The organism is Aureimonas sp. ME7, from assembly GCF_903970965.1.
Lineage (GTDB): Bacteria > Pseudomonadota > Alphaproteobacteria > Rhizobiales > Rhizobiaceae > Aureimonas.
Genome location: NZ_CAJCKW010000002.1, coordinates 499,391 through 519,518, shown reverse-complemented (window position 1 = coordinate 519,518; position 20,128 = coordinate 499,391). Strand labels below are relative to the sequence as shown.

General features: G+C 66.4%; 18 protein-coding genes and 1 pseudogene. 6 read left to right on the top strand and 13 right to left on the bottom strand.

The genetic code is table 11. The features are described 5' to 3' along the window. Positions 1-9: 9 nt before the first annotated feature. Genes H7A85_RS06000 through cyoA form a run of 7 tightly spaced genes read right to left on the bottom strand, consistent with a single transcriptional unit; the run spans position 10 to position 6,997 of the window. Positions 10-540: a response regulator transcription factor gene (locus H7A85_RS06000; RefSeq protein ID WP_182084963.1), complete on the bottom strand. Its 531-nt coding sequence runs from the start codon at positions 538-540 to the stop codon at positions 10-12. Beyond that, positions 533-1,885, bottom strand: a complete 1,353-nt coding sequence (locus tag H7A85_RS05995) for an ATP-binding protein (RefSeq protein ID WP_244630977.1) — start codon at positions 1,883-1,885, stop codon at positions 533-535. The genes H7A85_RS06000 and H7A85_RS05995 overlap by 8 nt, the downstream gene beginning before the upstream one ends. Beyond that, complete coding sequence (locus tag H7A85_RS05990; RefSeq protein WP_182084962.1) at positions 1,882-2,679, bottom strand: SURF1 family protein; 798 nt, start codon at positions 2,677-2,679, stop codon at positions 1,882-1,884. The genes H7A85_RS05995 and H7A85_RS05990 overlap by 4 nt, the downstream gene beginning before the upstream one ends. After that, complete coding sequence (gene cyoD / locus H7A85_RS05985) at positions 2,676-3,062, bottom strand: cytochrome o ubiquinol oxidase subunit IV (protein WP_182084961.1); 387 nt, start codon at positions 3,060-3,062, stop codon at positions 2,676-2,678. The genes H7A85_RS05990 and cyoD overlap by 4 nt, the downstream gene beginning before the upstream one ends. Further along, complete coding sequence (gene cyoC / locus H7A85_RS05980; protein ID WP_182084960.1) at positions 3,059-3,697, bottom strand: cytochrome o ubiquinol oxidase subunit III; 639 nt, start codon at positions 3,695-3,697, stop codon at positions 3,059-3,061. Before cyoC ends, cyoD begins: the two co-directional genes overlap by 4 nt. Positions 3,698-3,701: 4 nt before the next feature. Beyond that, positions 3,702-5,705: a cytochrome o ubiquinol oxidase subunit I gene (gene cyoB, locus H7A85_RS05975; protein ID WP_182084959.1), complete on the bottom strand. Its 2,004-nt coding sequence runs from the start codon at positions 5,703-5,705 to the stop codon at positions 3,702-3,704. A 59-nt stretch (positions 5,706-5,764) separates the two neighbouring features. Further along, complete coding sequence (gene cyoA / locus H7A85_RS05970) at positions 5,765-6,997, bottom strand: ubiquinol oxidase subunit II (RefSeq protein WP_182084958.1); 1,233 nt, start codon at positions 6,995-6,997, stop codon at positions 5,765-5,767. Between the two features lie 176 nt (positions 6,998-7,173). Here cyoA and H7A85_RS05965 point away from each other — a divergent pair, with 176 nt between their 5' ends. After that, complete coding sequence (locus H7A85_RS05965; RefSeq protein WP_182084957.1) at positions 7,174-8,505, top strand: MFS transporter; 1,332 nt, start codon at positions 7,174-7,176, stop codon at positions 8,503-8,505. A gap of 81 nt (positions 8,506-8,586) precedes the next feature. On the opposite strand, the gene H7A85_RS05960 is transcribed toward H7A85_RS05965, so the two are convergent. The 3 genes and pseudogenes from H7A85_RS05960 to H7A85_RS20810 form a co-directional block, all read right to left on the bottom strand. Continuing rightward, entirely contained in the window at positions 8,587-8,727 is a 141-nt protein-coding gene (locus tag H7A85_RS05960; RefSeq protein ID WP_182084956.1) for a hypothetical protein, read from the bottom strand. A gap of 7 nt (positions 8,728-8,734) precedes the next feature. After that, complete coding sequence (locus H7A85_RS05955) at positions 8,735-9,883, bottom strand: L-dopachrome tautomerase-related protein (RefSeq protein WP_182084955.1); 1,149 nt, start codon at positions 9,881-9,883, stop codon at positions 8,735-8,737. Positions 9,884-10,023: 140 nt separating this feature from the next. Beyond that, a pseudogene (locus H7A85_RS20810) lies at positions 10,024-10,227 on the bottom strand (DUF2171 domain-containing protein); the annotation flags it as partial. A gap of 201 nt (positions 10,228-10,428) precedes the next feature. Here H7A85_RS20810 and H7A85_RS05945 point away from each other — a divergent pair. Further along, on the top strand, positions 10,429-11,475 hold the full coding sequence (locus H7A85_RS05945; RefSeq protein ID WP_182084953.1) for a DHH family phosphoesterase: 1,047 nt from the start codon (positions 10,429-10,431) through the stop codon (positions 11,473-11,475). Between the two features lie 72 nt (positions 11,476-11,547). Beyond that, positions 11,548-12,750 carry a kynureninase gene (kynU, locus tag H7A85_RS05940; RefSeq protein ID WP_182084952.1) on the top strand — a complete coding sequence of 401 codons (1,203 nt, stop codon included), beginning with the start codon at positions 11,548-11,550 and terminating at the stop codon, positions 12,748-12,750. Between the two features lie 67 nt (positions 12,751-12,817). Here the strand turns inward: kynU and H7A85_RS05935 are convergent, their stop codons facing one another. Next, positions 12,818-13,543 carry a L,D-transpeptidase gene (locus H7A85_RS05935; RefSeq protein ID WP_182085095.1) on the bottom strand — a complete coding sequence of 242 codons (726 nt, stop codon included), beginning with the start codon at positions 13,541-13,543 and terminating at the stop codon, positions 12,818-12,820. Between the two features lie 316 nt (positions 13,544-13,859). On the opposite strand from H7A85_RS05935, the gene H7A85_RS05930 reads away from it, so the two are divergent. After that, positions 13,860-14,462, top strand: coding sequence for a superoxide dismutase (locus H7A85_RS05930; protein WP_182084951.1), 603 nt, complete (start codon positions 13,860-13,862; stop codon positions 14,460-14,462). A gap of 62 nt (positions 14,463-14,524) precedes the next feature. Here H7A85_RS05930 and H7A85_RS05925 read toward each other — a convergent pair whose 3' ends face one another. Beyond that, positions 14,525-16,642, bottom strand: a complete 2,118-nt coding sequence (locus H7A85_RS05925; protein WP_182084950.1) for a S9 family peptidase — start codon at positions 16,640-16,642, stop codon at positions 14,525-14,527. Positions 16,643-16,721: 79 nt separating this feature from the next. Continuing rightward, positions 16,722-17,135: a peptide-methionine (R)-S-oxide reductase MsrB gene (gene msrB / locus H7A85_RS05920; protein ID WP_182084949.1), complete on the bottom strand. Its 414-nt coding sequence runs from the start codon at positions 17,133-17,135 to the stop codon at positions 16,722-16,724. A gap of 196 nt (positions 17,136-17,331) precedes the next feature. On the opposite strand from msrB, the gene H7A85_RS05915 reads away from it, so the two are divergent. Both H7A85_RS05915 and H7A85_RS05910 read left to right on the top strand, forming a co-directional pair. Beyond that, positions 17,332-19,704 (top strand): putative monovalent cation/H+ antiporter subunit A, encoded by a 2,373-nt coding sequence (locus tag H7A85_RS05915; RefSeq protein ID WP_182084948.1) that lies wholly within the window; start codon positions 17,332-17,334, stop codon positions 19,702-19,704. Further along, on the top strand, positions 19,701-20,120 hold the full coding sequence (locus H7A85_RS05910; RefSeq protein WP_182084947.1) for a Na(+)/H(+) antiporter subunit B: 420 nt from the start codon (positions 19,701-19,703) through the stop codon (positions 20,118-20,120). The genes H7A85_RS05915 and H7A85_RS05910 overlap by 4 nt, the downstream gene beginning before the upstream one ends. Positions 20,121-20,128: the final 8 nt, after the last annotated feature.

Below are 20,128 nucleotides of genomic sequence, written 5' to 3'. Positions count from 1 at the left end.
GCGCCCCGTTCATTTGACGGGGCGCTTCTCGAGCTTGCGGGCCAGCGTCCGGCGGTGCATGCCGAGACGCCGCGCGGCTTCCGAAATGTTGAAGTCGGTTTCCACGAGCACCTCGTGGATGCGTTCCCATTCCAGGGTCTTGATCGATGTCGGACGGCCCGTCAAAGGGACGCTCGTGTCGCCCGAGCTTCGGCCGAACGCGTTCTCGATGTCGTCCGTGTTGGCGGGCTTGGCGAGATAGTGGCAGGCTCCGAGCTTGATCGCCTCGACGGCCGTGGCGATGCTGGCAAAGCCCGTCAGGACCACGATCAGCGTGTCCGGGTCGTGCTCGTGCAGCATCTCGACGCAAACGAGACCCGACGCGCCGGCGAGCTTCAGGTCCACCACCGCAAAGCCCGGCGTCCGCTCGTCGAGCAGCGCGCGCAGGGCCTCGGCGTCGGGCGCCACCACCACCTCGTATTCGCGCCGCTCGAAGGAGCGCTTCAACGTCTTGGCGAAGGCTTCGTCGTCGTCGACGACCACCAGCAGGCGCTCACTCATCGTCTCGTCCTTCCGCGATCAAAAGCGCGTCCACCGGCAGGATCAGATCGACGGCGGCGCCGCCATCCGGTCGGTTGACCGCGCGCACGTTGCCGCCGAGCTTGCGCACGACGTTGAAGACGAGGAACAGGCCGAGCCCGCCGCCGCGCTTGCCCTTGGTGGACTGGTAGGGCTTGCCGAGGGCGGAAAGGATCGTCTCGTCGAAACCGGGCCCTTGGTCCTCCACGCGCAGTTGCAGGAGGTCGCCGTCGCGTTCGGCCGTGAAGCGGATCCAGCCGGGCGACACGTCGTAGGCGTTGTCGAGGACGTTGAAGACGACCTGCCGCAGGGTGGATTCGGAGACGATCTCCAGGTCCTGGTCGAACCGGTTGTCGTAGAGGAGGCGCGCGTTCGGGCGCGTGGCGCCCCAGTCCGCCGCGAGCCCGTCGAGGAAGGCGTGCATGGTGGTCACCCCCGCTTCCAGCCCGCGCGCTTCGCCCGCGGAGGCCAGGATGCCGGTGACGATCGACTTGCAGCGCTTCACCTCGGCCTGCATGGCCTCGATCTCGTCCACCAGCTCGGGGTCCTTCGTCAGGGCCGGCATGCGGCGCCAGTCGCCGAGGATGATCGAGAGGGTGGACAGCGGCGTGCCGAGTTCGTGCGCCGCGCCGGATGCCAGAAGACCCATGCGCACGATGTGGTCCTCTTCCGCCGCATGCTGGCGGAGATCGGCGAGGCGCGCGTCGCGCTCGCGGATATTGCGGCTGATGCGTTTCACGAAGACGACGAGAAGCGCCGCGTTCAACGCGAAGCACATCAGCATGCCGAGGATATGGAGGCTGAGGAAGCCGAGCCCTTCCGCCACGATCAGGTCGAGCGGACGATAGAAGACGGTGAGACCGGCAAAGCAGAGGATGGTCAGGACGACGAGAGCGATCGACGACCAGGACTTCAGGAGAATGGCGCCGAGCGTCACCTGAAGAAGGTAGAGGAAGGTGAAGGGGTTCGCCGCGCCGCCGCTGAGATAGAGCTGGGCGGTCAGGCCGGCGACATCGATCAGGAGAGCCGCGAAGAGCTCGAGATTGGACACGCGGAAGCGGAAACGGAGCCGCACGAGACTGGCAAGGTTCAGAAGCACCAGCGCCGCGATGATGCCGAGCATCGGCAGGGTGGGAAGCTCGACGCCCAGAAGCCAGGACACGACGGCGATGCTGACCACCTGTCCGAGCGCCGCGATCCAGCGCAGCTGGATCAGGAGGAACAGGTTCTTGCGCTCGGCCGGATCTTCGAGGGATGCGCCGCCGAGAACGCGGTCGCGCATGCGCCGTAGCCTCGTGTGCGGCGACCGTGCGGCGTCCGCCGTCATGGGTGGATCTCCGCGCCGGCGATCCGCCGCCGCCTCCCGTTGCGCGCGATCCAGATGGCGGCGCCCGCCAGCATCGCGGCGAGGGTGAACCATGTGAGGGCGTAGACGAGATGATGGTTGCGGAAGGCGATCACCGTCAGTCCGCCGATCGGATATCCGCCGGGATTGGCGGTCGCGTCGGCATCCACGAAGAAGGGCGCCACCGCTCCGAGGTTCTTCGACTGCGCGATGGCCGCCACGTCGCGCGAGAACCAGCGGTCGGCGGCGGGGTCGTTGTGGCGCAGGAAGCCGCCGCCCGGCTCGGGGAGGCGCACGAGCCCGATGACCGTCGCGGGCGAGGCGACCTGTCCCGCCTGCCGCGTATCGGGCGAGCGGCGCTCGTTCGGCACGAAACCGCGATTGACGAGATAGGTCGCGCCGTTGCGCTCCACGAGCGGGGTCAGGACCCAGAAGCCGGGGCCGAGTTCCGTGACCGCCTGAACCAGCGTTTCCCGGTCGTGCCGGAAGGTGCCTTCCAGGCGAAGCCGACGATACTCGGCGTCGGCGCCCATGAAGCTCGTCCAGTCGGCGGGCGGGGGAGGGGGAACCGGATCGGCATGAACCCGCGCGTCCACGCGCGCGATGAGGTCGAGCTTCCAGAACAGGCGCTGGACCTGCCAGGTTCCGAGTGCGACGAGCACGGCGAGGACGAGGAGGCCCGCCGCGCCGAGAAGGCCGAGCGCGAGGCGGCTGCGCGGGCGCTGCGCGCCCGAGCCAAGCTCTGTTTCCGGCGCCGGACGCCGGAGATCGCTCACGGCATCTGGCTCATGTCGTGCTGCATGGCCGGCATCATGTTGACGTTGAGATGGTACATGACCCAGAGCGAGCCGGCGATCGTGATGACGACGATGACGATCGTGAAGATCATCGCCAGCATGTTCCAGCCGCCCTCCGACTTGGTGTTCATGTGGAGGAAGTAGACCATGTGGACGACGATCTGCACGACGGCGAGCCCCATGATGACGAGGCCCGCAAGGCGCGTGTTGTCGAACACGTCTCCCATCACCAGCCAGAACGGGATGGCCGTGAGGACGACGGCGAGGACGAAGCCGGTGACGTAGCCCTTCAGCGAGCCGTGGCCGGCCTCGTGGTGGTCGTGCAGAACCTCGACCTGCGCACCGTGATGTTTCTCGCTCATGGCAGCACACCCATCAGGTAGACGAAGGAGAAGACGCCGATCCAGACGACGTCCAGGAAGTGCCAGAACATGGACAGGCACATGAGGCGACGCTTGTTTTCCGGGATCAGGCCGTGGGTGACGACCTGCACCATCAGGACGACGAGCCACAGGGCGCCGAAGGCGACATGGAGCGCATGCGTGCCGACCAGCGCGAAGAAGGACGACAGGAACGCCGAGCGCTGGGGGCCCGCGCCGATCTCGATGAGGTGGTGGAACTCGTAGGCCGTGGCGCCGAGAAAGCCGAGACCGAGAACGCCGGTGACCGCCAGCCAGAGGAGGGTCGTGCCCTTCTGGTTCTTCTCCATCGTCAGCATGGCCATGCCGTAGGTGATGGAGGATACGAGCAGAAGCGCCGTGGAGACTGCCACGAGCTCCAACTCGAACAGGTCGGCGCCCGAGGGGCCGGCGGCATACGACCGGCCGTAGACTCCGTAGCAGGCGAAGAGGACCGCGAAGATGAGGCAATCGCTCATCAGGTAGATCCAGAAGCCGAGGAGCGTTCCGCCCTCGGCGTGGCCGTCCTCTTCGGCGACGTAGAACTTCAGTTCCTCCTCGGGCTTCCCCGAGGCGCTTAATGCGTGTGCGTTCGCCATCCGATCAGACCTTGGCCGCCAGGAGCTGCGAGCGCTCCTCTTCCGTACGCGTCACCTCGTCGGCCGAGATGTAGAAGTCGCGCTTGTAGTTGAAGGTATGGGCGATCGAGTAGACGACGATCGCGGCGAAGGAGAGGGCCGCTAGCCACCAGATGTACCACACGAGGGCGAAGCCGCAGGCCACCGAGAGCGCCGACAGGATCACGCCCGCCCCGGTGTTCTTGGGCATGTGGATCGGGCGGAAGCCGGTGAGCGGGCGGACATAACCGCGCTTCTTCATGTCCCACCAGGCGTCGCCGTCGTGGATCATGGGCGTGAAGGCGAAATTGTAGGCCGGCGGCGGCGAGGAGGTCGCCCATTCCAGCGTACGCCCGCCCCAGGGGTCGCCCGTCACGTCGCGCAGCTCCTCGCGGTCGCGGAAGCTCACATAGAGTTGGATCAGGAACGAGGCGATGCCGAGTGCGACGAGGAAGGCGCCGAAGGCCGCGATCACGAACCAGATCTGGAGCGAGGGGTCCTCGAAGTGATTGACGCGGCGTGTCACGCCCATGAGCCCGAGCACGTAGAGCGGGGCGAAGGCAAACCAGAAGCCCGTCAGCCAGAACCAGAAGGAGAGCTTACCCCAGAACTCGTTGAGCTTGAAGCCGAAGGCCTTCGGGAACCAGTAGTTCACCCCGGCGAACAGGCCGAACAGGACGCCGCCGATGATGACGTTGTGGAAGTGGGCGACGAGGAACAGCGAATTGTGCAGGACGAAGTCGGCCGGCGGCACGGCCAGAAGCACGCCCGTCATGCCCCCGATCACGAAGGTGACCATGAAGCCGAGCGTCCACAGCATCGGCAGTTCGAAGCGGATCTTGCCCCGGAACATCGTGAACAGCCAGTTGAAGATCTTGGCGCCCGTCGGGATCGAGATGATCATCGTCGTGATGCCGAAGAACGAGTTCACGCTGGCGCCCGAGCCCATCGTGAAGAAGTGGTGCAGCCACACGAGGTAGGACAGGATGGTGATGACGACGGTCGCATAGACCATCGAGGCGTAGCCGAAGAGGCGCTTGGACGAGTAGGTCGACACCACTTCGGAGAAGATGCCGAAGGCCGGCAGGATCAGGATGTAGACCTCCGGGTGGCCCCAGATCCAGATGAGGTTGACGTACATCATCGGATTGCCGCCGAGGTCGTTCGAGAAGAAGTTCGTCCCGACGTAGCGATCCATGGAAAGAAGGGCCATCACCGCCGTCAGAACGGGAAAGGCGGCGACGATCAGCACGTTGGTGCAGAGCGAGGTCCAGGTGAAGACCGGCATCTTCATCATGGTCATACCCGGCGCGCGCATCTTGACGATCGTCACGACGAGGTTGATGCCCGACAGGAGCGTGCCGACGCCTGCGATCTGCAGCGCCCAGATGTAGTAGTCGACACCGACGCCGGGGCTGTAGGCCGGCCCCGAGAGCGGGGGCATGGCCAGCCAGCCGGTGCGCGCGAACTCGCCGACGAAGAGCGAGAACATCACCATGATGGCGCCGCCCGCCGTCATCCAGAACGAAAAGTTGTTGAGGAACGGAAAGGCGACGTCGCGCGTGCCGATCTGCAGCGGCACCACGTAGTTCATGAAGCCGGTGACGAAGGGCATCGCCACGAAGAAGATCATGATCACGCCGTGGGCGGTGAAGATCTGGTCGTAGTGGTGCGGGGGCAGGTAGCCCTCGTTGGCGCCGAAGGCCATGGCCTGCTGGGCGCGCATGAGGAGCGCGTCGGAGAAGCCGCGCAGCAGCATCACGATCGCCAGGATGATGTACATGATGCCGATCTTCTTGTGATCGACGGTGGTGAACCATTCGGTCCAGAGATAGCCCCAGAGCCGGTAGTAGGTGAGCGCTCCCAGAAGCGCGGCGCCGCCGATGGCGACCACCGCGAAGGTCACGAGCAGGATCGGGTCGTGATAGGGAATGGCTTCGAGCGTCAGGCGCCCGAAGATCAACTGCTGAAGATCCATATTGGCAAACATCGGTCGGACCTATCGGTTCGCGTCGGGGCCGGTCGAGGGGGAAGGCCTCGGCCGCTCGCTCACTGGTTCTGGTTCAGCTGGCTGGGAGCGGGCGCATCCGCGCCGCCGCTCGGGGCCATCTGATGGTGTTCGTGCCCACCGCTGGAGCTGGGCGCGGAGGGCTGGGTCGCCGGGCCGGTCTCGTCGGACTGCATGCCTTCCGGCTGGTCGGGCGAGCGCGGCGTGCGGCCCGACGCCGGGAACGTCGCGCCCGGTGCTTCCTCGCCCTCCACCTTGGCGCCGGCATAGCCCGAAGGGCCGTGACCCGCGCCGTCATGATGGCGGTTGCCGTCGTAGACGAGACGATCGCGGTTGGCCGCGCTGTCGTGTCCGCCGCCGCCCTGCATGTCGATATGCATCATCTCGTCCATGCACATGCGGCCCGGCTCGACGCACATGTTCAGGATGGAATGGAAGAGGTCGTCGTCCACCGAGGCGTAATAATGGATCGGCTCGGCTTCGCTCGGCTTTTCCACTTCCATATAGCGCGTGCGGTCGAGCGGCTGCCCTTCGGCCTTCACCTTGGCGACCCACGCGTCGAATTCGGCCGCTTCGAGACCATGGAACTTGAAGTGCATGTTGGAAAAGCCGGGGCCGGAATAGTTGGCCGACAGGCCGTCATAAATGCCCGGCTTGTTGATCACGGCATGAAGCTTCGTTTCCATGCCGGGCATCGTGTAGATCATGCCGGCGAGCGCGGGCACGTAGAACGTGTTCATGATCGCGCTGGAGGTCAGCTTGAAGTTGATCGGCCGATCCACGGGCGCCGCGAGCTCATTCACGGTCGCGATGCCGAGTTCGGGGTAGATGAACATCCACTTCCAGTCGAGCGCCACGACCTCCACCGTGATCGGCGGCGTCTCGGCGGTGACGGGGCGCGCAGCGTCGATGCGCTCCAGCGGCCGGTAGGGATCGAGAAGGTGGGTCGAGATCCAGGTGACGGCGCCCAGCGCGATGATGATCATCAGCGGTGCGGTCCAGATCAAGACTTCGAGCTGCGTCGAATGGTGCCAGTCCCCGTCGTACCTGGCGTCCGGATTGCTCGCGCGGTAGCGCCAGGCGAACCAGAGCGTCGCCACGATCACCGGAACGATGATCAGCAGCATCAGCCCGGTCGAGATCAGGATGAGGTTCGCCTGCTGCGAGGCAATGAAGCCGGAAGGGTTCATCACCACGAGGTTGCAGCCGCTCAGGGCGACGAGCGCGAAGAGCAACCCGAGGATGCGTACGGATCTGTTGAGCAAAACGACCATCTCAGTCCCGAAATCTTGGCTTGCGGTGTATGTTTTGCAGCGCGGCATGAGGATTGGACGTTTTGTCCACCCGTCGTCGTTTGACGAATATACGGCGAGCGACCTATTCGACATCGGTGCCAGCGCCATCTTTCTCAAGAGAGCGCTGTGCGACCGGATTCATCAGGAGCTGCGGCATGTCGACGCCGAACCAGTCAGTGGCATCGTCCACGGAAATGGAGCGCGACGCCCGTCTCGTTTCGACGGACGGGCATGTCTCGCCGGGCGAACTCGCGATCGGCGTCATCATCGGGCGCGCGTCCGAGGCGTTCGACTTCTTCGTCTACGGCATCGCCTCCGTGATCGTCTTTCCCGCGCTGATCTTCCCCTTCGCCGACCGGCTGACGGGCACGCTCTACGCCTTCGCCGTGTTCGGTCTCGCCTTCGTGGCACGCCCGCTCGGCTCGATGTTCTTCACCCGCATCGACCGCCGCCACGGGCGCGGCGTCAAGCTGACGATCGCGCTCTTCATGCTGGGCGGCTCCACCGCCGCGATTGCCTTTATTCCGGGATACGAGACGATCGGCACATGGGCGGTGGCCGCGCTCATCGTGTTCCGCCTCGGCCAGGGCTTCGCGCTCGGCGGCGCGTGGGATGGCCTCGCCTCGCTGCTCGCGCTGAACGCGCCCGAGAAGCACCGTGCGTGGTACGCGATGATGCCGCAGCTCGGGCATCCCATCGGCTTCATCATCGCCAGCGCGCTCTTCGCCTTCTTCTATCTCAACCTGTCGACGGAGGATTTCCTCGGCTGGGGCTGGCGCTATCCGTTCTTCGTGGCCTTCACGATCAACGTCGTGAACCTCTTCGCCCGGCTGCGCCTCATCGCCACGGAAGAATATGCCGGCCTCTACGAGAGCCGCGACCTGACGCCGATCAGCGTGCGCGAACTCCTGAACACGAGCGGCCCGGCGGTTCTCGTCGGCGCCTTCGTGCCGCTGGCGAGCTTCGCCCTGTTCCACCTCGTGACGATCTTCCCGATTTCCTACATCGACCTCTTCTCCGACCGCTCGCCCGGCGAATTCCTGCTGACGCAGCTGGTCGGCGCGCTGATCTGCTTGGTGTGTATCATCCTGTCGGGCGTCATCGCCGATCGGACGGGGCGCCGCACTTACTTGGGCGCCTGCGCCATCGCGATCGGCGTCTTCAGCGTGGCGACGCCCTTTCTTCTGGGCGGCGGCGACACCGGGCAAACGACGTTCATCATGATCGGCTTCGCGCTGCTCGGGCTGGCGCACGGCCAGTCGGCGGGCGCCGTGGCGTCGAACTTCGAAGGCCGCGACCGCTACACGGGCTCCGCCTTCACGTCGGACCTCGCGTGGCTGATCGGCGCGGGCTTCGCGCCGCTCGTCGCGCTCGGCGCCTCCAGCCGTTTCGGGCTGGCAGCGGTCGGTATCTACCTGATGTCGGGCGCCGTTTGCACGCTCGTCGCCTTGCGCGTGAACCGGCAGCGCCGGCTGCGGGCCGTCTGACCGGCGCCGGCTACCGCGTCCAAAGGGCGAAGACGAGGCCGCCGATCAGGAGATAGGCGGCGAGGAAGCCCATCAGCTTCGTCATCCCGTGCCTTCGCTGCCGCCGAAGAGGACGCGCCAGATCTTTAGGAGCAGGCCGAGATCGTCGGGCAGACTGTCCATGTCTCGTATCCCGATCGGAATGAGGAAAAGGGGCGCCGAGCGATCGGTGCCCCTTTTCATATCGGATTCAGGGACGCGCTTCGGCGTCCGTCGGGAACACGACGCGCCAAAGCTGGGTCGGCAGGCTGGCCGGGGCGTCCGGCTTGAAGAACGCCGAATCCTGGATGCGCGAGGTCGTCACGTAGATCGACCCGTCCGGGCCTTCCGACAGCGTGTCCGGCCAACGCAGCTGCGCGTCCTTCACGAGGACCTCGGGCTTGCCCTCGGCGCCGGCCGAAAGGTCGCGAACTTTCAGCGAATCGTCCTCGGGCGAAGTGATGTACATCCGGCCGCTGTCACGGCCGATCCAGAGTCCGTCCGCCACGCCGTTCTCGCCGAAGGTCTCGACCTTTCCGGCCACATCCTTGCCCGCGAGCCCGTCGCCCGTCAGGGCGTCGGTGGCGATGCGGTAGAGCGTCCGGCCTTTGATCGCCTGCCAGTAGAGGTAGCCGTCCGCCGACAGGGCAATGCCGTCGGCCGAGAACTCGACGCCGCGCCCGTCCGGGCGACGCAGGTCCTTTCCGTCCGCCTTTACCACGAGGCCCTTTTCGACCTGCGTCGAGGGATGGCCGTCGAGAACGCGCCGGGCCTGTTTGCTTTCCAGATCCACCACGATCAGCGCGCCCTTCGCGCCCGAATCCGTGATGAAGGCATGACGGCCGTCGGCGGAAAACCGGACGTCGTTGAGGTAGGAGCCCTGAGGCGCGACCGTTTCGTCGAAGGCGATCGTCTTCGACGGTTTGTTGGTTTCGAGGTCGATCGCCACGAGCTTGGCGCCGCCGGGAACCAGAAGGCTCTGCGCGGGTGCTGCCGCGTCCAGCACCCAGAGATGACCACGCCCGTCGGCGACAACGCTCTGAACGCAGACGAAATGATCGCCGGGCGAAAGCTCGTCCTTCCTCGCGTTGCGCCACGCGTTCCATTCGTCGTTGGGGTAGGGGACGAGCGCCCCGTCTTTCCACTCGCCGACGGAGATCGGCGAATCTTCCGTCCAGCGCGGGAAGTTCACGAAGATGCGCCCATCCTCCGAAACGCTGACGCCGGTGACCTGATGGGGGAAGTCGGCGACCTTCTGGACGCCGGCGCCCTCCGTCGCTTGCGCGAAAGCGATAGCCGGTGCGGCTGCCAGCCCGATCCCGATGAGGAGGGCAGCGGTGGAATGCTTGAGATGGTTCATCGGACTCAGGTCTCCGAGAGGGGGAAGGGCGTGGCGGCGGGTCATGGGCCGGCCGTGGGCGAGCCCGCGCCCGCGCCGTGCTCCTCGTCGTCGGCAGGCGCGGCGCCGACACTCTCGACGCCCCATTCGTCCTGGGCCTGGCTGGTGGTGCGATTGAGAACCACGGCCTCGGCTTCGACGCGGTCCACGCTGTCGAGATGGATGAAACGATGTTCCCCGTCGGCGGCGACATCGGTGCGCGTCAGCTTGATGCGCTCGCCGTCGAGATGGTCCACCGTGCCGACATGGCCGCCGTCGGACCCCTTCACTTCCATATGCTCGCGTATCGCGTTTCGATCGGCCATCGGGGGCTCCTGTCCTGTCGCTTCGCTCGCTTTCGACCGAAGCCTTGTGGGCCGGAATGGGGCGTATGCGGCTTGGGTTCCGGCGCTCGTCGGGGGACTGGTTGGCTGGGACGCGATCGAAGCGTCCGCCGGTCGCAGCGGGGAGCGAATGGAGCGTGGAGACGTTGGCTCGGGAGTGCCATCCAACGCGAGTCCCCATCCATGTCGGTTTTCAAGTTCGATCCGCCGGAAGCGTTCGCCAAGGCCGTGCGAGACTTCGGTCCGGACCCACTCATCGTGTGCCACAACGACGCGGACGGTCTGTCGGCCGGCGTGATCCTGCGCAAGGCGCTCGAACGGGCGGGGATCGGCAGCGAGCTTCGCATCGTGGGCAAGGGCGAGAACGCCTACTCGGCTGAGTTTCGGCAGGAACTCGGCGGGCGCGCGATGGGTGGGCTGATCATCACCGATCTCGGCGTCGCCGCCACGCTGCCGCGCGACGACGTGCCGACGGTCCTGATCGACCATCATGTCCCGAGCGGCGTGCCGAAGGGCGCCGTCGTCATCAGCGGCGTGGCGGACGATCCGATCCCGACCTCCAGCCTCCTCGCCTATCGCTGCGCCCAGATGCTCGGCGAGGCGGACGACCTTCTATGGCTTGCAGCGATCGGCATCATCGGCGACATGGCCGAGGACTATGGTTTTGCGGAGATGGCGGACGCGCGCTCGCGCTACGGCATCACGGCGCTGCGCAAGGCTGCCTCGCTGGTGAACGCCCCGCGCCGCACGGCGAGCGGAGACGCCTCGGCCGCGTTCGCGCTTCTGGAAAAGGCCGACGGTCCGAAGGCGGTTCTGTCCGGCGACCATCCCGAGACGCAGAGGCTCCTACAGGCCAAGGTCGAAGTCCGCGAAGCCCTGGACGAGGCGCGCAAGATCGCCCCCAAGGTGAACGGCGAGGTCGGGATCGTCCGCTTCGATTCCCCCTGCCAGATCCATCCGCTCGTCGCGCAAGCATGGCGCGGCCGTTTGAAGGACCGGATCGTGATCGCCGCCAATACCGGCTACCGCGAAGGCTGGGTGCATTTTGCCGCGCGCACCGCCACCGATCGCGACATCCTGGCGTTCCTGGCGGAAGCGCGCCCGAGCGGCGCCACCGAGCAATACGGCAACGGCCACCGTGCCGCCTCGGGCGGGGCGCTGCGCAATGCCGACTGGAACGAGTTCGCGCAGCGCATCGGCTTCGGACCGGAGATGTTCGTCGAGGTGTGAGCGCCCGGTCTCCCTTGCGAGGATCAGCGGTTCCCGCCAAGAAGCTCGCGACCCCTTCGAGGAAGCCAGCCCATGTCGACAAACGACCCCTTCGAGATTACGCGCCAGCGCTTCGACCTGCCGCCGGATGTGATCTATCTCGACGGCAACTCGCTCGGCGCCCTGCCGAAGGGGGTCGCCGAGCGCGTGGGGCAAGCGATCACGCGCGAATGGGGGGCTGAGCTGATCGGCGCCTGGAACACGTCGGGCTGGGTCGATATGCCCCGCCGGGTCGGCGATCGCGTCGGGCGGCTGATCGGCGCGCCTGCCGGCACGGTCGTCATGGGCGACACCTTGTCGATCAAGGTCTATCAGGCGCTCGCTTCCGCGCTGGAGCTGCGCCCCGACCGCCGCGTCGTCCTGTCGGACAGCGGAAACTTTCCGACCGATCTCTACATGGCGCAGGGGCTGATCGCCTCGCTGGATCGCGGCCACGAACTGCGTGTTCTGGAGCCCGAAGCGGTGGAGGCGGCGATCGACGAGAGCGTCGCCGTCCTGATGCTGACGGAGGTGGACTACCGGACCGGGCGCCTCCACGACATGAAGCGGCTGACCGAAAAGGCGCACGCCGCCGGCGCCCTGGTGATCTGGGATCTCGCCCATTCGGCGGGCGCCATTCCCGTCGACGTGTCGGGGGCGGAAGCCGACTTCGCGGTGGGTTGCTCCTATAAGTATCTGAACGGGGGACCGGGCGCGCCGGCCTTCATCTATGTGGCGCCCCATCTTGGCGAAACGGTCCGCCCGGCGTTGTCCGGCTGGTTCGGCCACGACGCGCCCTTCGCCTTCGAGCCGACTTATCGTCCGGCCGATGGCGCGGAGCGCATGCGTGTCGGCACCCCGCCGGTCCTGGCGCTGGCCGCGCTTGATGCCGCGCTCGATGCTTGGGAGGGCGTCGACATGGCGGCGCTGCGCCGCCGGTCGATGGAACTTGGGGAGCTGTTCATCGCTCGGGTGGAAGCGGGCTGCCCCGAACTGGAACTGGCTTCCCCGCGCGATCCAGCACGGCGCGGCTCGCAGGTCTCGTTCCGCTTCGCGGACGGCTACGCGGTGATGCAGGCGCTGATCGCCGAAAAGGTCATCGGTGATTTCCGCGCGCCCGACATCATGCGCTTCGGCTTCACCCCGCTTTACCTCAGCGAAGGCGGTGTGGAGCGTGGCGCGGCGATCCTCGTGGACGTGATGCGCTCGCGCCGCTGGGACCAGCCGCGGTTCCGGCAGCGCAGCCGGGTCACCTGACCCCAAACGAAACGGCCGGCCATTCCCGTGGGGGAAGGCCGGCCGTAGATCATCACGCGATGATCGGTCAGACGGTCGCGCCGCCTTCCTGGTTGACGATGACGTTCGCCCCGGAGTCGGCACGGTCGTAGAGGTCGATGATGTCGTGGTTCATGAACCGCACGCAGCCCGACGATACCGCCTTGCCGATCGTCCACCATTCCGGCGTGCCGTGGAGGCGGTAGAGGGTGTCCTTGCCGTCCTTGAACAGGTAGAGCGCACGCGCGCCGAGCGGGTTCTTCAGGCCCGGCTCCATGCCGTTGCGATACACTTCCAGCTCCGGCTGGCGAGCGATCATCTCAGAGGGCGGGGTCCAGCGCGGCCATTGACGCTTGAACTGGACGCGGGCCCGGCCTTCCCAGGCGAAGCCGTCACGCCCGATGCCGACGCCATAGCGGATCGCCGTGCCGCCCGGCTGGATCAGGTAGGCGTAGCGCGTCGGCGTGTCGATGATGATCGTGCCCGGCGCTTCGGGGCCGGCATAGCTGACCTCGCGGCGCAGGTAGCGCGGGTCGACACGCTTGAGGTCGATGCCCGGAATGTTGAAGCCGTTGTCGGAGATCGGGCCGTAGGCCGTCACGTATTCCGGGCTGATGCCGTTCGGGCCGGTGCCGCCGTTGAACGGCGTCAGGTTGGCCATGCGGGCGCGCCCGTCGGTGGTGCAGCCCGAAAGGGCGAGGGCCGCAGCGCCGATACCAAGGCCCTGCAGCACGAAGCGCCGGGACACGGCGCGCGAGTCGGAATTGTGAGACATCATCCAGCCATACACGGGCGACGCACGCGCCTCCTTATGCCGGAGGTTTTCGTCGCGCGCCGCGAACAGAATTCCGTTCAAACGGGTTGGCCCGATATTCGTTCCCAACCCTTAAGAACACCTGATCATCCTCCGGACCTGCTCGCTGCCACGGACTGCAGAAGGGCTATGGCGGAACGGTTTTCTCCGTCCCCGCCGCTTTTCGAGACGGCGCGCGGCTGACAAAAGCGCGCACAGGCTCTAGCTACGGTCCCGGTTCCAGCGCCCGCCGACGCGCCGATTCGCCGCCGGACGGGCTCCTCGAAAGGAGACGACCATGGCCTTTACCCTGCCTGAGCTTCCCTACGCCTACGACGCGCTCGGCCCCTACATGTCGAAGGAAACGCTGGAGTTCCATCACGACAAGCACCATCAGGCCTATGTCGACCAGGGCAACAAGCTGGCGGCCGATGCGGGCCTTGCCGACGCCTCGGTGGAAGAGGTGGTGAAGCAGTCGTTCGGCAAGAATCAGCCGCTCTTCAACAACGCGGCGCAGCACTACAACCACATCCACTTCTGGAAGTGGCTGGCCCCAAACGGCGGCGGCAAGAGCCTGCCGGGCAAGCTGCAGACGGCGTTCGATTCCGATCTCGGCGGCTACGACAAGTTCCGCAACGACTTCATCGAAGCCGGCAAGGGCCAGTTCGGCTCGGGTTGGGCCTGGGTGTCGGTCAAGAACGGCAAGCTCGAGATCTCGAAGACGCCGAACGGCGAGAACCCGCTGGTTCACGGCGCGACACCGATCCTCGGCGTCGATGTGTGGGAGCATTCCTACTACATCGACTACCGCAACGCGCGCCCGAAGTACCTTGAGGCTTTCGTCGACAACCTGATCAACTGGGACTACGTCCTGGAGCGCTACGAGGCCGCCGGCGCCTAATACCCAGCGTCCCTAGCGATAATCGAGGGCCCCGTCGCCACCAGGCGACGGGGCCTTTTTCGTCAGGCGGCCTTCTGGAGCTCGGCCTGTCCCATCAGCTTCAGCGCAAAGGCGTAGATCATCGCCACCTCGTCCAGCTTGGCGAAGCGGCCGGAGGCGCCGCCGTGGCCGGCGCCCATGTTGGTCTGGAGCACGACGGGGTTGCCGTCGGTCTTGAGCGCGCGAAGGCGCGCCACCCATTTCGCCGGCTCCCAATAGGTCACGCGCGGGTCCGTCAGGCCCGCCAGCGCCAGGATAGGCGGGTAGCCTTGAGCCTTCACGTTGTCGTAGGGACTGTAGGCCGCGATGTTGGCATAGTCGGCCTGGGAGGTGATCGGATTGCCCCATTCCGGCCATTCGGGCGGGGTGAGCGGCAGCGTGTCGTCCAGCATCGTGTTGAGGACGTCGACGAAGGGCACCACCGCGACGATGCCGCCGAACTTCTCGGGCGCCATGTTGGCGACCGCGCCCATCAGCATGCCGCCCGCCGAGCCGCCGTTGGCCACGATCCGATCGTAGGCGGTGAAGCGCTCGGCCACGAGATGGTCGGCCGCCGCGATGAAGTCGGTGAACGTGTTGGTCTTGTGCTCGCGTCGGCCCGCCTCGTACCAGCGGAACCCCTTGTCCTTGCCGCCTCGGATATGGGCGATCGCCCAAACGAAGCCGCGATCCACCAGCGAAAGCGCGTTGGTGCTGAAAGAGGCAGGGATGGTCATGCCATAGGAGCCGTAGCCGTAGAGAAGGCAGGGCGCGGTTCCGTCGAGCGGCGTGTCCTTGCGGTAGACCAGCGACACGGGCACGGTTTCGCCGTCCGGCGCGGGCGCCATGATCCGCCTCGTGACGTAGTTCGACGCGTCGTGCCCGGATGGCACCTCCTGCGTCTTCAGGAGGCGGCGCTCGCGCGTTTCGACGTCGTAGTCGAACGTCTGGTTCGGCGTCGTCATCGACGAGTAGGAGAAGCGGATCGTATCGGTGTCGAACTCGTAGGTGCCGCCCAGACCCAGCGAATAGGCCTCCTCGTCGAAGGCCACGACATGCTCGGCGCCGTCGGCGAGACGCTTGACCACGATGCGCGGCAACCCGTCCCGGCGCTCCAGCCAGATCAGGTGCCGTTTCAGGACGAGGTGGCTGAGGATCAGGCGCCCGTCCTCGTGCGGCACGAGATCGCGCCAGTTCTCCTTGCCCGGCAGTTCGGCCGGGGCGGTGACGATCTTGTAGTCCCGCGCGCCGTCCGCGTTGGTCATGATGTAGAGGATGCCGTCGCCCTCGTCGACGTCGTACTCGACGCCGGTCTGGCGTCGCGCCACGAGGCGGGGTTCGGCGGCGGGGTTCGCTGCGGGGATCAGCCAGGCTTCCGACGTCTCGTGGTCGTGGATGTCGATCACGATGAACTGGCCCGACTGCGTTTCGCCGACGCCCATGAAGAAGCCCTTGTCGGTTTCCTCGTAAACCAGCGTGTCGTCGGCGGCATCCGCCCCAAGAGCGTGGTAGAGGACCCGGCTCGGCCGGTGGTTGGCGTCGAGCCCCGTGTAGAAGAAGCCGTGCGAGCGCGAATCCCAAGCGACGCCGCCGCTCGTGTCCTCGATGCGCTCCGCCGTGTCCTGTCCGGTCTCCAGATCGCGCAGAGACACGGCGTAGAATTCCGAGCCCTTGTCGTCGCGCGACCAGGCGAGCCAGCGATGGTCGGGCGAGTGCTCGACGCCGCCGAGCGCGAAGTAGTCGCTTGCGCCCGCTTCCCGCTCGGCATCAAGGATCACCGTTTCCTCGTCGCCCTCGCGCGGCCGACGGACGAAGCATGGATACTCGGCGCCGTGGCGGTACGACACGCCGTAGGCATACGGCCCGTCCGGGGCGGGGACGGAGGAATCGTCCTCCTTGATGCGCCCGCGCATTTCGGCGACAAGCGCTGCCTTCAGCCCGTCGAGATCGCCCAGAACCGCCTTGCAGTAGACGTTCTCCGCATCGAGATGAGCTCGGATGACCGGGTCGAGAAGGCTGGTGTCCTTGAACATCTCCTGCCAGTTCGGCGCGCGAAGCCAGGCGAACTCGTCGGTGCGGGTGATCCCGTGCCGTTCGTCCGAAACGGCGCGCTGCTGGACGGATGGCGGGGCGGGCAGGTCGGGACGGAAAGCGGCAGGCATCGAAGGTCCGATCGTCTGAAGGGCAGGTCGCAGGCGGCAGGAGGCCGGGCGCCGGAGCGCCCGCCGGTTCGCTCTAGCGTCAGTCGCGCTCGAAATTCAACGCGTAGCCGTTCATGCAGTAGCGCAGGCCCGTCGGCCGGGGCCCGTCGTCGAACACGTGGCCGAGATGCGCGTCGCAGTCGGCGCAGCGCACCTCCGTGCGCACCATCATGTGCGAGCGGTCGGTGTGCTCGCTGACCGCCTCAGTGTCGATCGGGGAATGGAAGCTCGGCCAGCCGGTGCCCGAATCGAACTTGGTCTCGGAGCGGAACAGCGGCCGCTCGCAGCAGACGCAGGAATAAAGACCCTCCGCCTTCTGGTCCCAGTTCGGTCCGGTGAAGGGGCGCTCGGTGCCATGTCCCCGCGCCACCTGATACTGCTGGGGCGTCAGGATCGCCTGCCACTCGGCATCGCTCTTGATGACCTTGCGATGGTCGGAATTTTGTTCGCTCATCACGTCCTCGTCAGTTGAGCTTTCGGGTGGCCGTTACCTAGGAAGACAGGCGCACTCTCACAAGCGCGGCAGCACCCGACGTGGGGCGCAAACTGGCCTTTCGCAGGGCTTTTTGCCTTGATTTCCAGGCCTTGCGCCATACGATTCCGGGTACAGCCGCACACGACGACGTTCGAGACGAGGAAAACGGGACGGAATGAACAACCTCTCCGACGGATTGCTCTTTCTGGTCCTCGCACTTCCCTTCATCGGTGCCGCCTTCGCCCCTCCCGCCATCATCTTCCTGAACCGCTTCGGCTCGGTGCTGCTCGCCCTGTTTCCGCTCTCTGCGCTCGCCATCCTGTTCCAGCAGAGCGGAGAGGTTCAGTCCCGCGTGCCGATCCTGTTCGGCTTCGACTGGGTGCCAGCCTTCGACGTGCGCTTCGCCTTCCGGCTGGACGGCCTGTCCTTCGGCTTCGCCTTCCTGATCCTCTTCATCGGCGCCCTCGTGGTCCTGTATTCCGGCGGCTACATGCCGCGCGGCTCCAAGCGCGGACGCTTCAACGCCTATATCCTTCTCTTCATGGGCTCGATGCTCGGCCTCGTGATGGCCGACGATCTCATCACGCTCTTCATCTTCTGGGAGCTGACCTCCATCACCTCGTTCCTGCTCATCGGCTTCGACCACGAGCGGGAAGCGGCGCGGCGCGGCGCGGTCCAGGCGCTGGTGGTCACCGGCGGCGGCGGTCTGGCGCTTCTGGCAGGCCTCCTACTCATCCGCGAGGGAACGGGCTTCAACTCGTTGACGCTGCTCCTCGATTCTCCCGATGCTCTGCGAAACAGCGCCGTCTGCGCACCCGCCCTCGTTCTTCTCCTGATCGGCGCTTTCACCAAGTCGGCCCAGATGCCGTTCCACGTCTGGCTGCCCAACGCGATGGAGGCGCCGACGCCGGTCTCCGCCTATCTCCACTCCGCCACGATGGTGAAGGCCGGCATCTACCTACTCATGCGCATGTTCCCGCTGGTCGGCAACACGCCGGTCTGGGAGGTCGTCCTGCCGATCTTCGGCGGGGTGACGCTGGTGGTGGGCGCGATCCTCGCCATGCGCCAGAGCGACATCAAACTGATGCTCGCCTACACGACCGTGGCCTCGCTCGGGCTCCTGGTCATGCTGCTCGGCATCGGCACCGAACTCGCGGTGGAGGCGGCGGTCCTCTACCTTTTCGCCCACTCCTTGGCCAAGGCCTGCCTTTTCATGGTGGCCGGCTCAATTGACCACGGCGCGGGCACGCGCGACATCCGAGCCCTCGGCGGTTTGCGCTCCAAGATGCCGATCACCTTCGCCGCCGCCCTTCTGGGCGCTGCCGCGATGGGTGGCCTGCCGCCGCTCTTCGGCTTCCTCGCCAAGGAGGAGGTCTACGCCGCCACCGCCATCGGAGACGTGCGGGGCGTCCTGACGACGATCGCCGCCGTTCTCGGCAATTCGCTGATGTTCGCCGTGGCGCTCCTCGTCGCCCTCAAGCCCTTCCTCGGTCCGCTGCCGAGCGGCATGCGACGCGCCCATGAGACCCACCCCCTGATCTGGTTCGGGCCGCTGCTTCTCGGCGTCATCGGATTGGTCGCGGCGATCTTCTCGCAGACGACGCACCAGTTCATCTCCAACCCGATGTCGCCGCCCGCGCTCGACGGGGCGCTCGCGGTGGATATCGCGCTCGGGTTCCACTGGGGGCCGGCGCTGATCCTGTCGATCGCCACGGTGGCGCTCGGAGCGCTTCTGTTCTGGCGGGCGCAGGTCATGCGCGCGCGCATCGCCGCGCTTCTGTCGCGGATCGGCTGGGGGCCGGACAAGGGCTTCGACCAGCTGATGCGAGGCCTCGTGATCTCGTCCTCCGTCATCACCAACCGGCTGCAGCCGGGACGGCTCGACGTCTACATGCGCGTGACCTTCGGCGTCATCGTCGCCACGCTTTGGATCACCATGATCTGGACCCGCTCGCTGCCGGCCTTGCCCCCGTTCCCTCGGCTCTTCTTCTACGAGTGGGCGGTGATCGGCATCGTGGTGCTCGGGCTCTTCGTCGTCGCCTTCTCGTCGAGCCGTCTGACGGCGATCGTCTCGCTCGGCATCCAGGGTCTGGCCGTCGCGCTCCTGTTCATGCTGCTCGGCGCACCCGACCTGTCCTTCACCCAGTTCATGGTGGAGATCCTGTCGGTCTCGATCCTGGCGCTGGTGATGACGCGGCTCCGGCTCATGCCGGCCGATCGCCGGCCCTGGGGCAAGATCCTGTCGGAGGCGGGGCTGGCGGTGGCCGGCGGGGCTGGGCTCGGCCTGTTCCTTCTGGCGGTGACGCAGCGGCCCTTCGACCCCTCGCTCGCTACCTTCTACGAGACCTACGCCTACACGATCGCCCATGGCCGCAACATCGTGAACGTCATCCTCGTCGACTTTCGCGGCGTCGATACGATGGGCGAGATCGCGGTGGTGCTGACGACGGGCGCCGCGATCCTGGCCCTCGTGCGCATCCGGGCTGCCAAGCCGGACGCGCGCCATTCGCGCAAGCGTCGCCGCCGCTCCGGGGAGCTGCATTCATGAGAACCGTGATCTTTCGCGTCACCGCGCCCTATCTGACGGCACTAATGCTCCTGTTCTCGCTGTTCGTGCTTCTGCGCGGGCACAACGAGCCGGGTGGCGGCTTCATCGGCGGGCTGATCGCGTCCTCTGCGATCGCGGTCTACGGCATGGCCTGCGGCGTCGACGCGGTGCGCCGCGCGCTCCACTTCCACCCCATCGCCTATGCCGGGTTCGGCCTTCTGATGGCGGTGGCCGCGGGGTTTCTGCCCATCTTCTCGGGCAGCCCGTTCATGACCGGGCTCTGGGCTTTCGTGTCCGTCGCGGGCGCCGATGTCGCCCTGTCCACGACGCTCGTCTTCGACGTCGGGGTCTTTCTCGTCATCGTCGGGGCGATTTCGGCGATCGCCCTGTCCCTGGAAGAACGGTACTCGGGATGAGGGGAGGG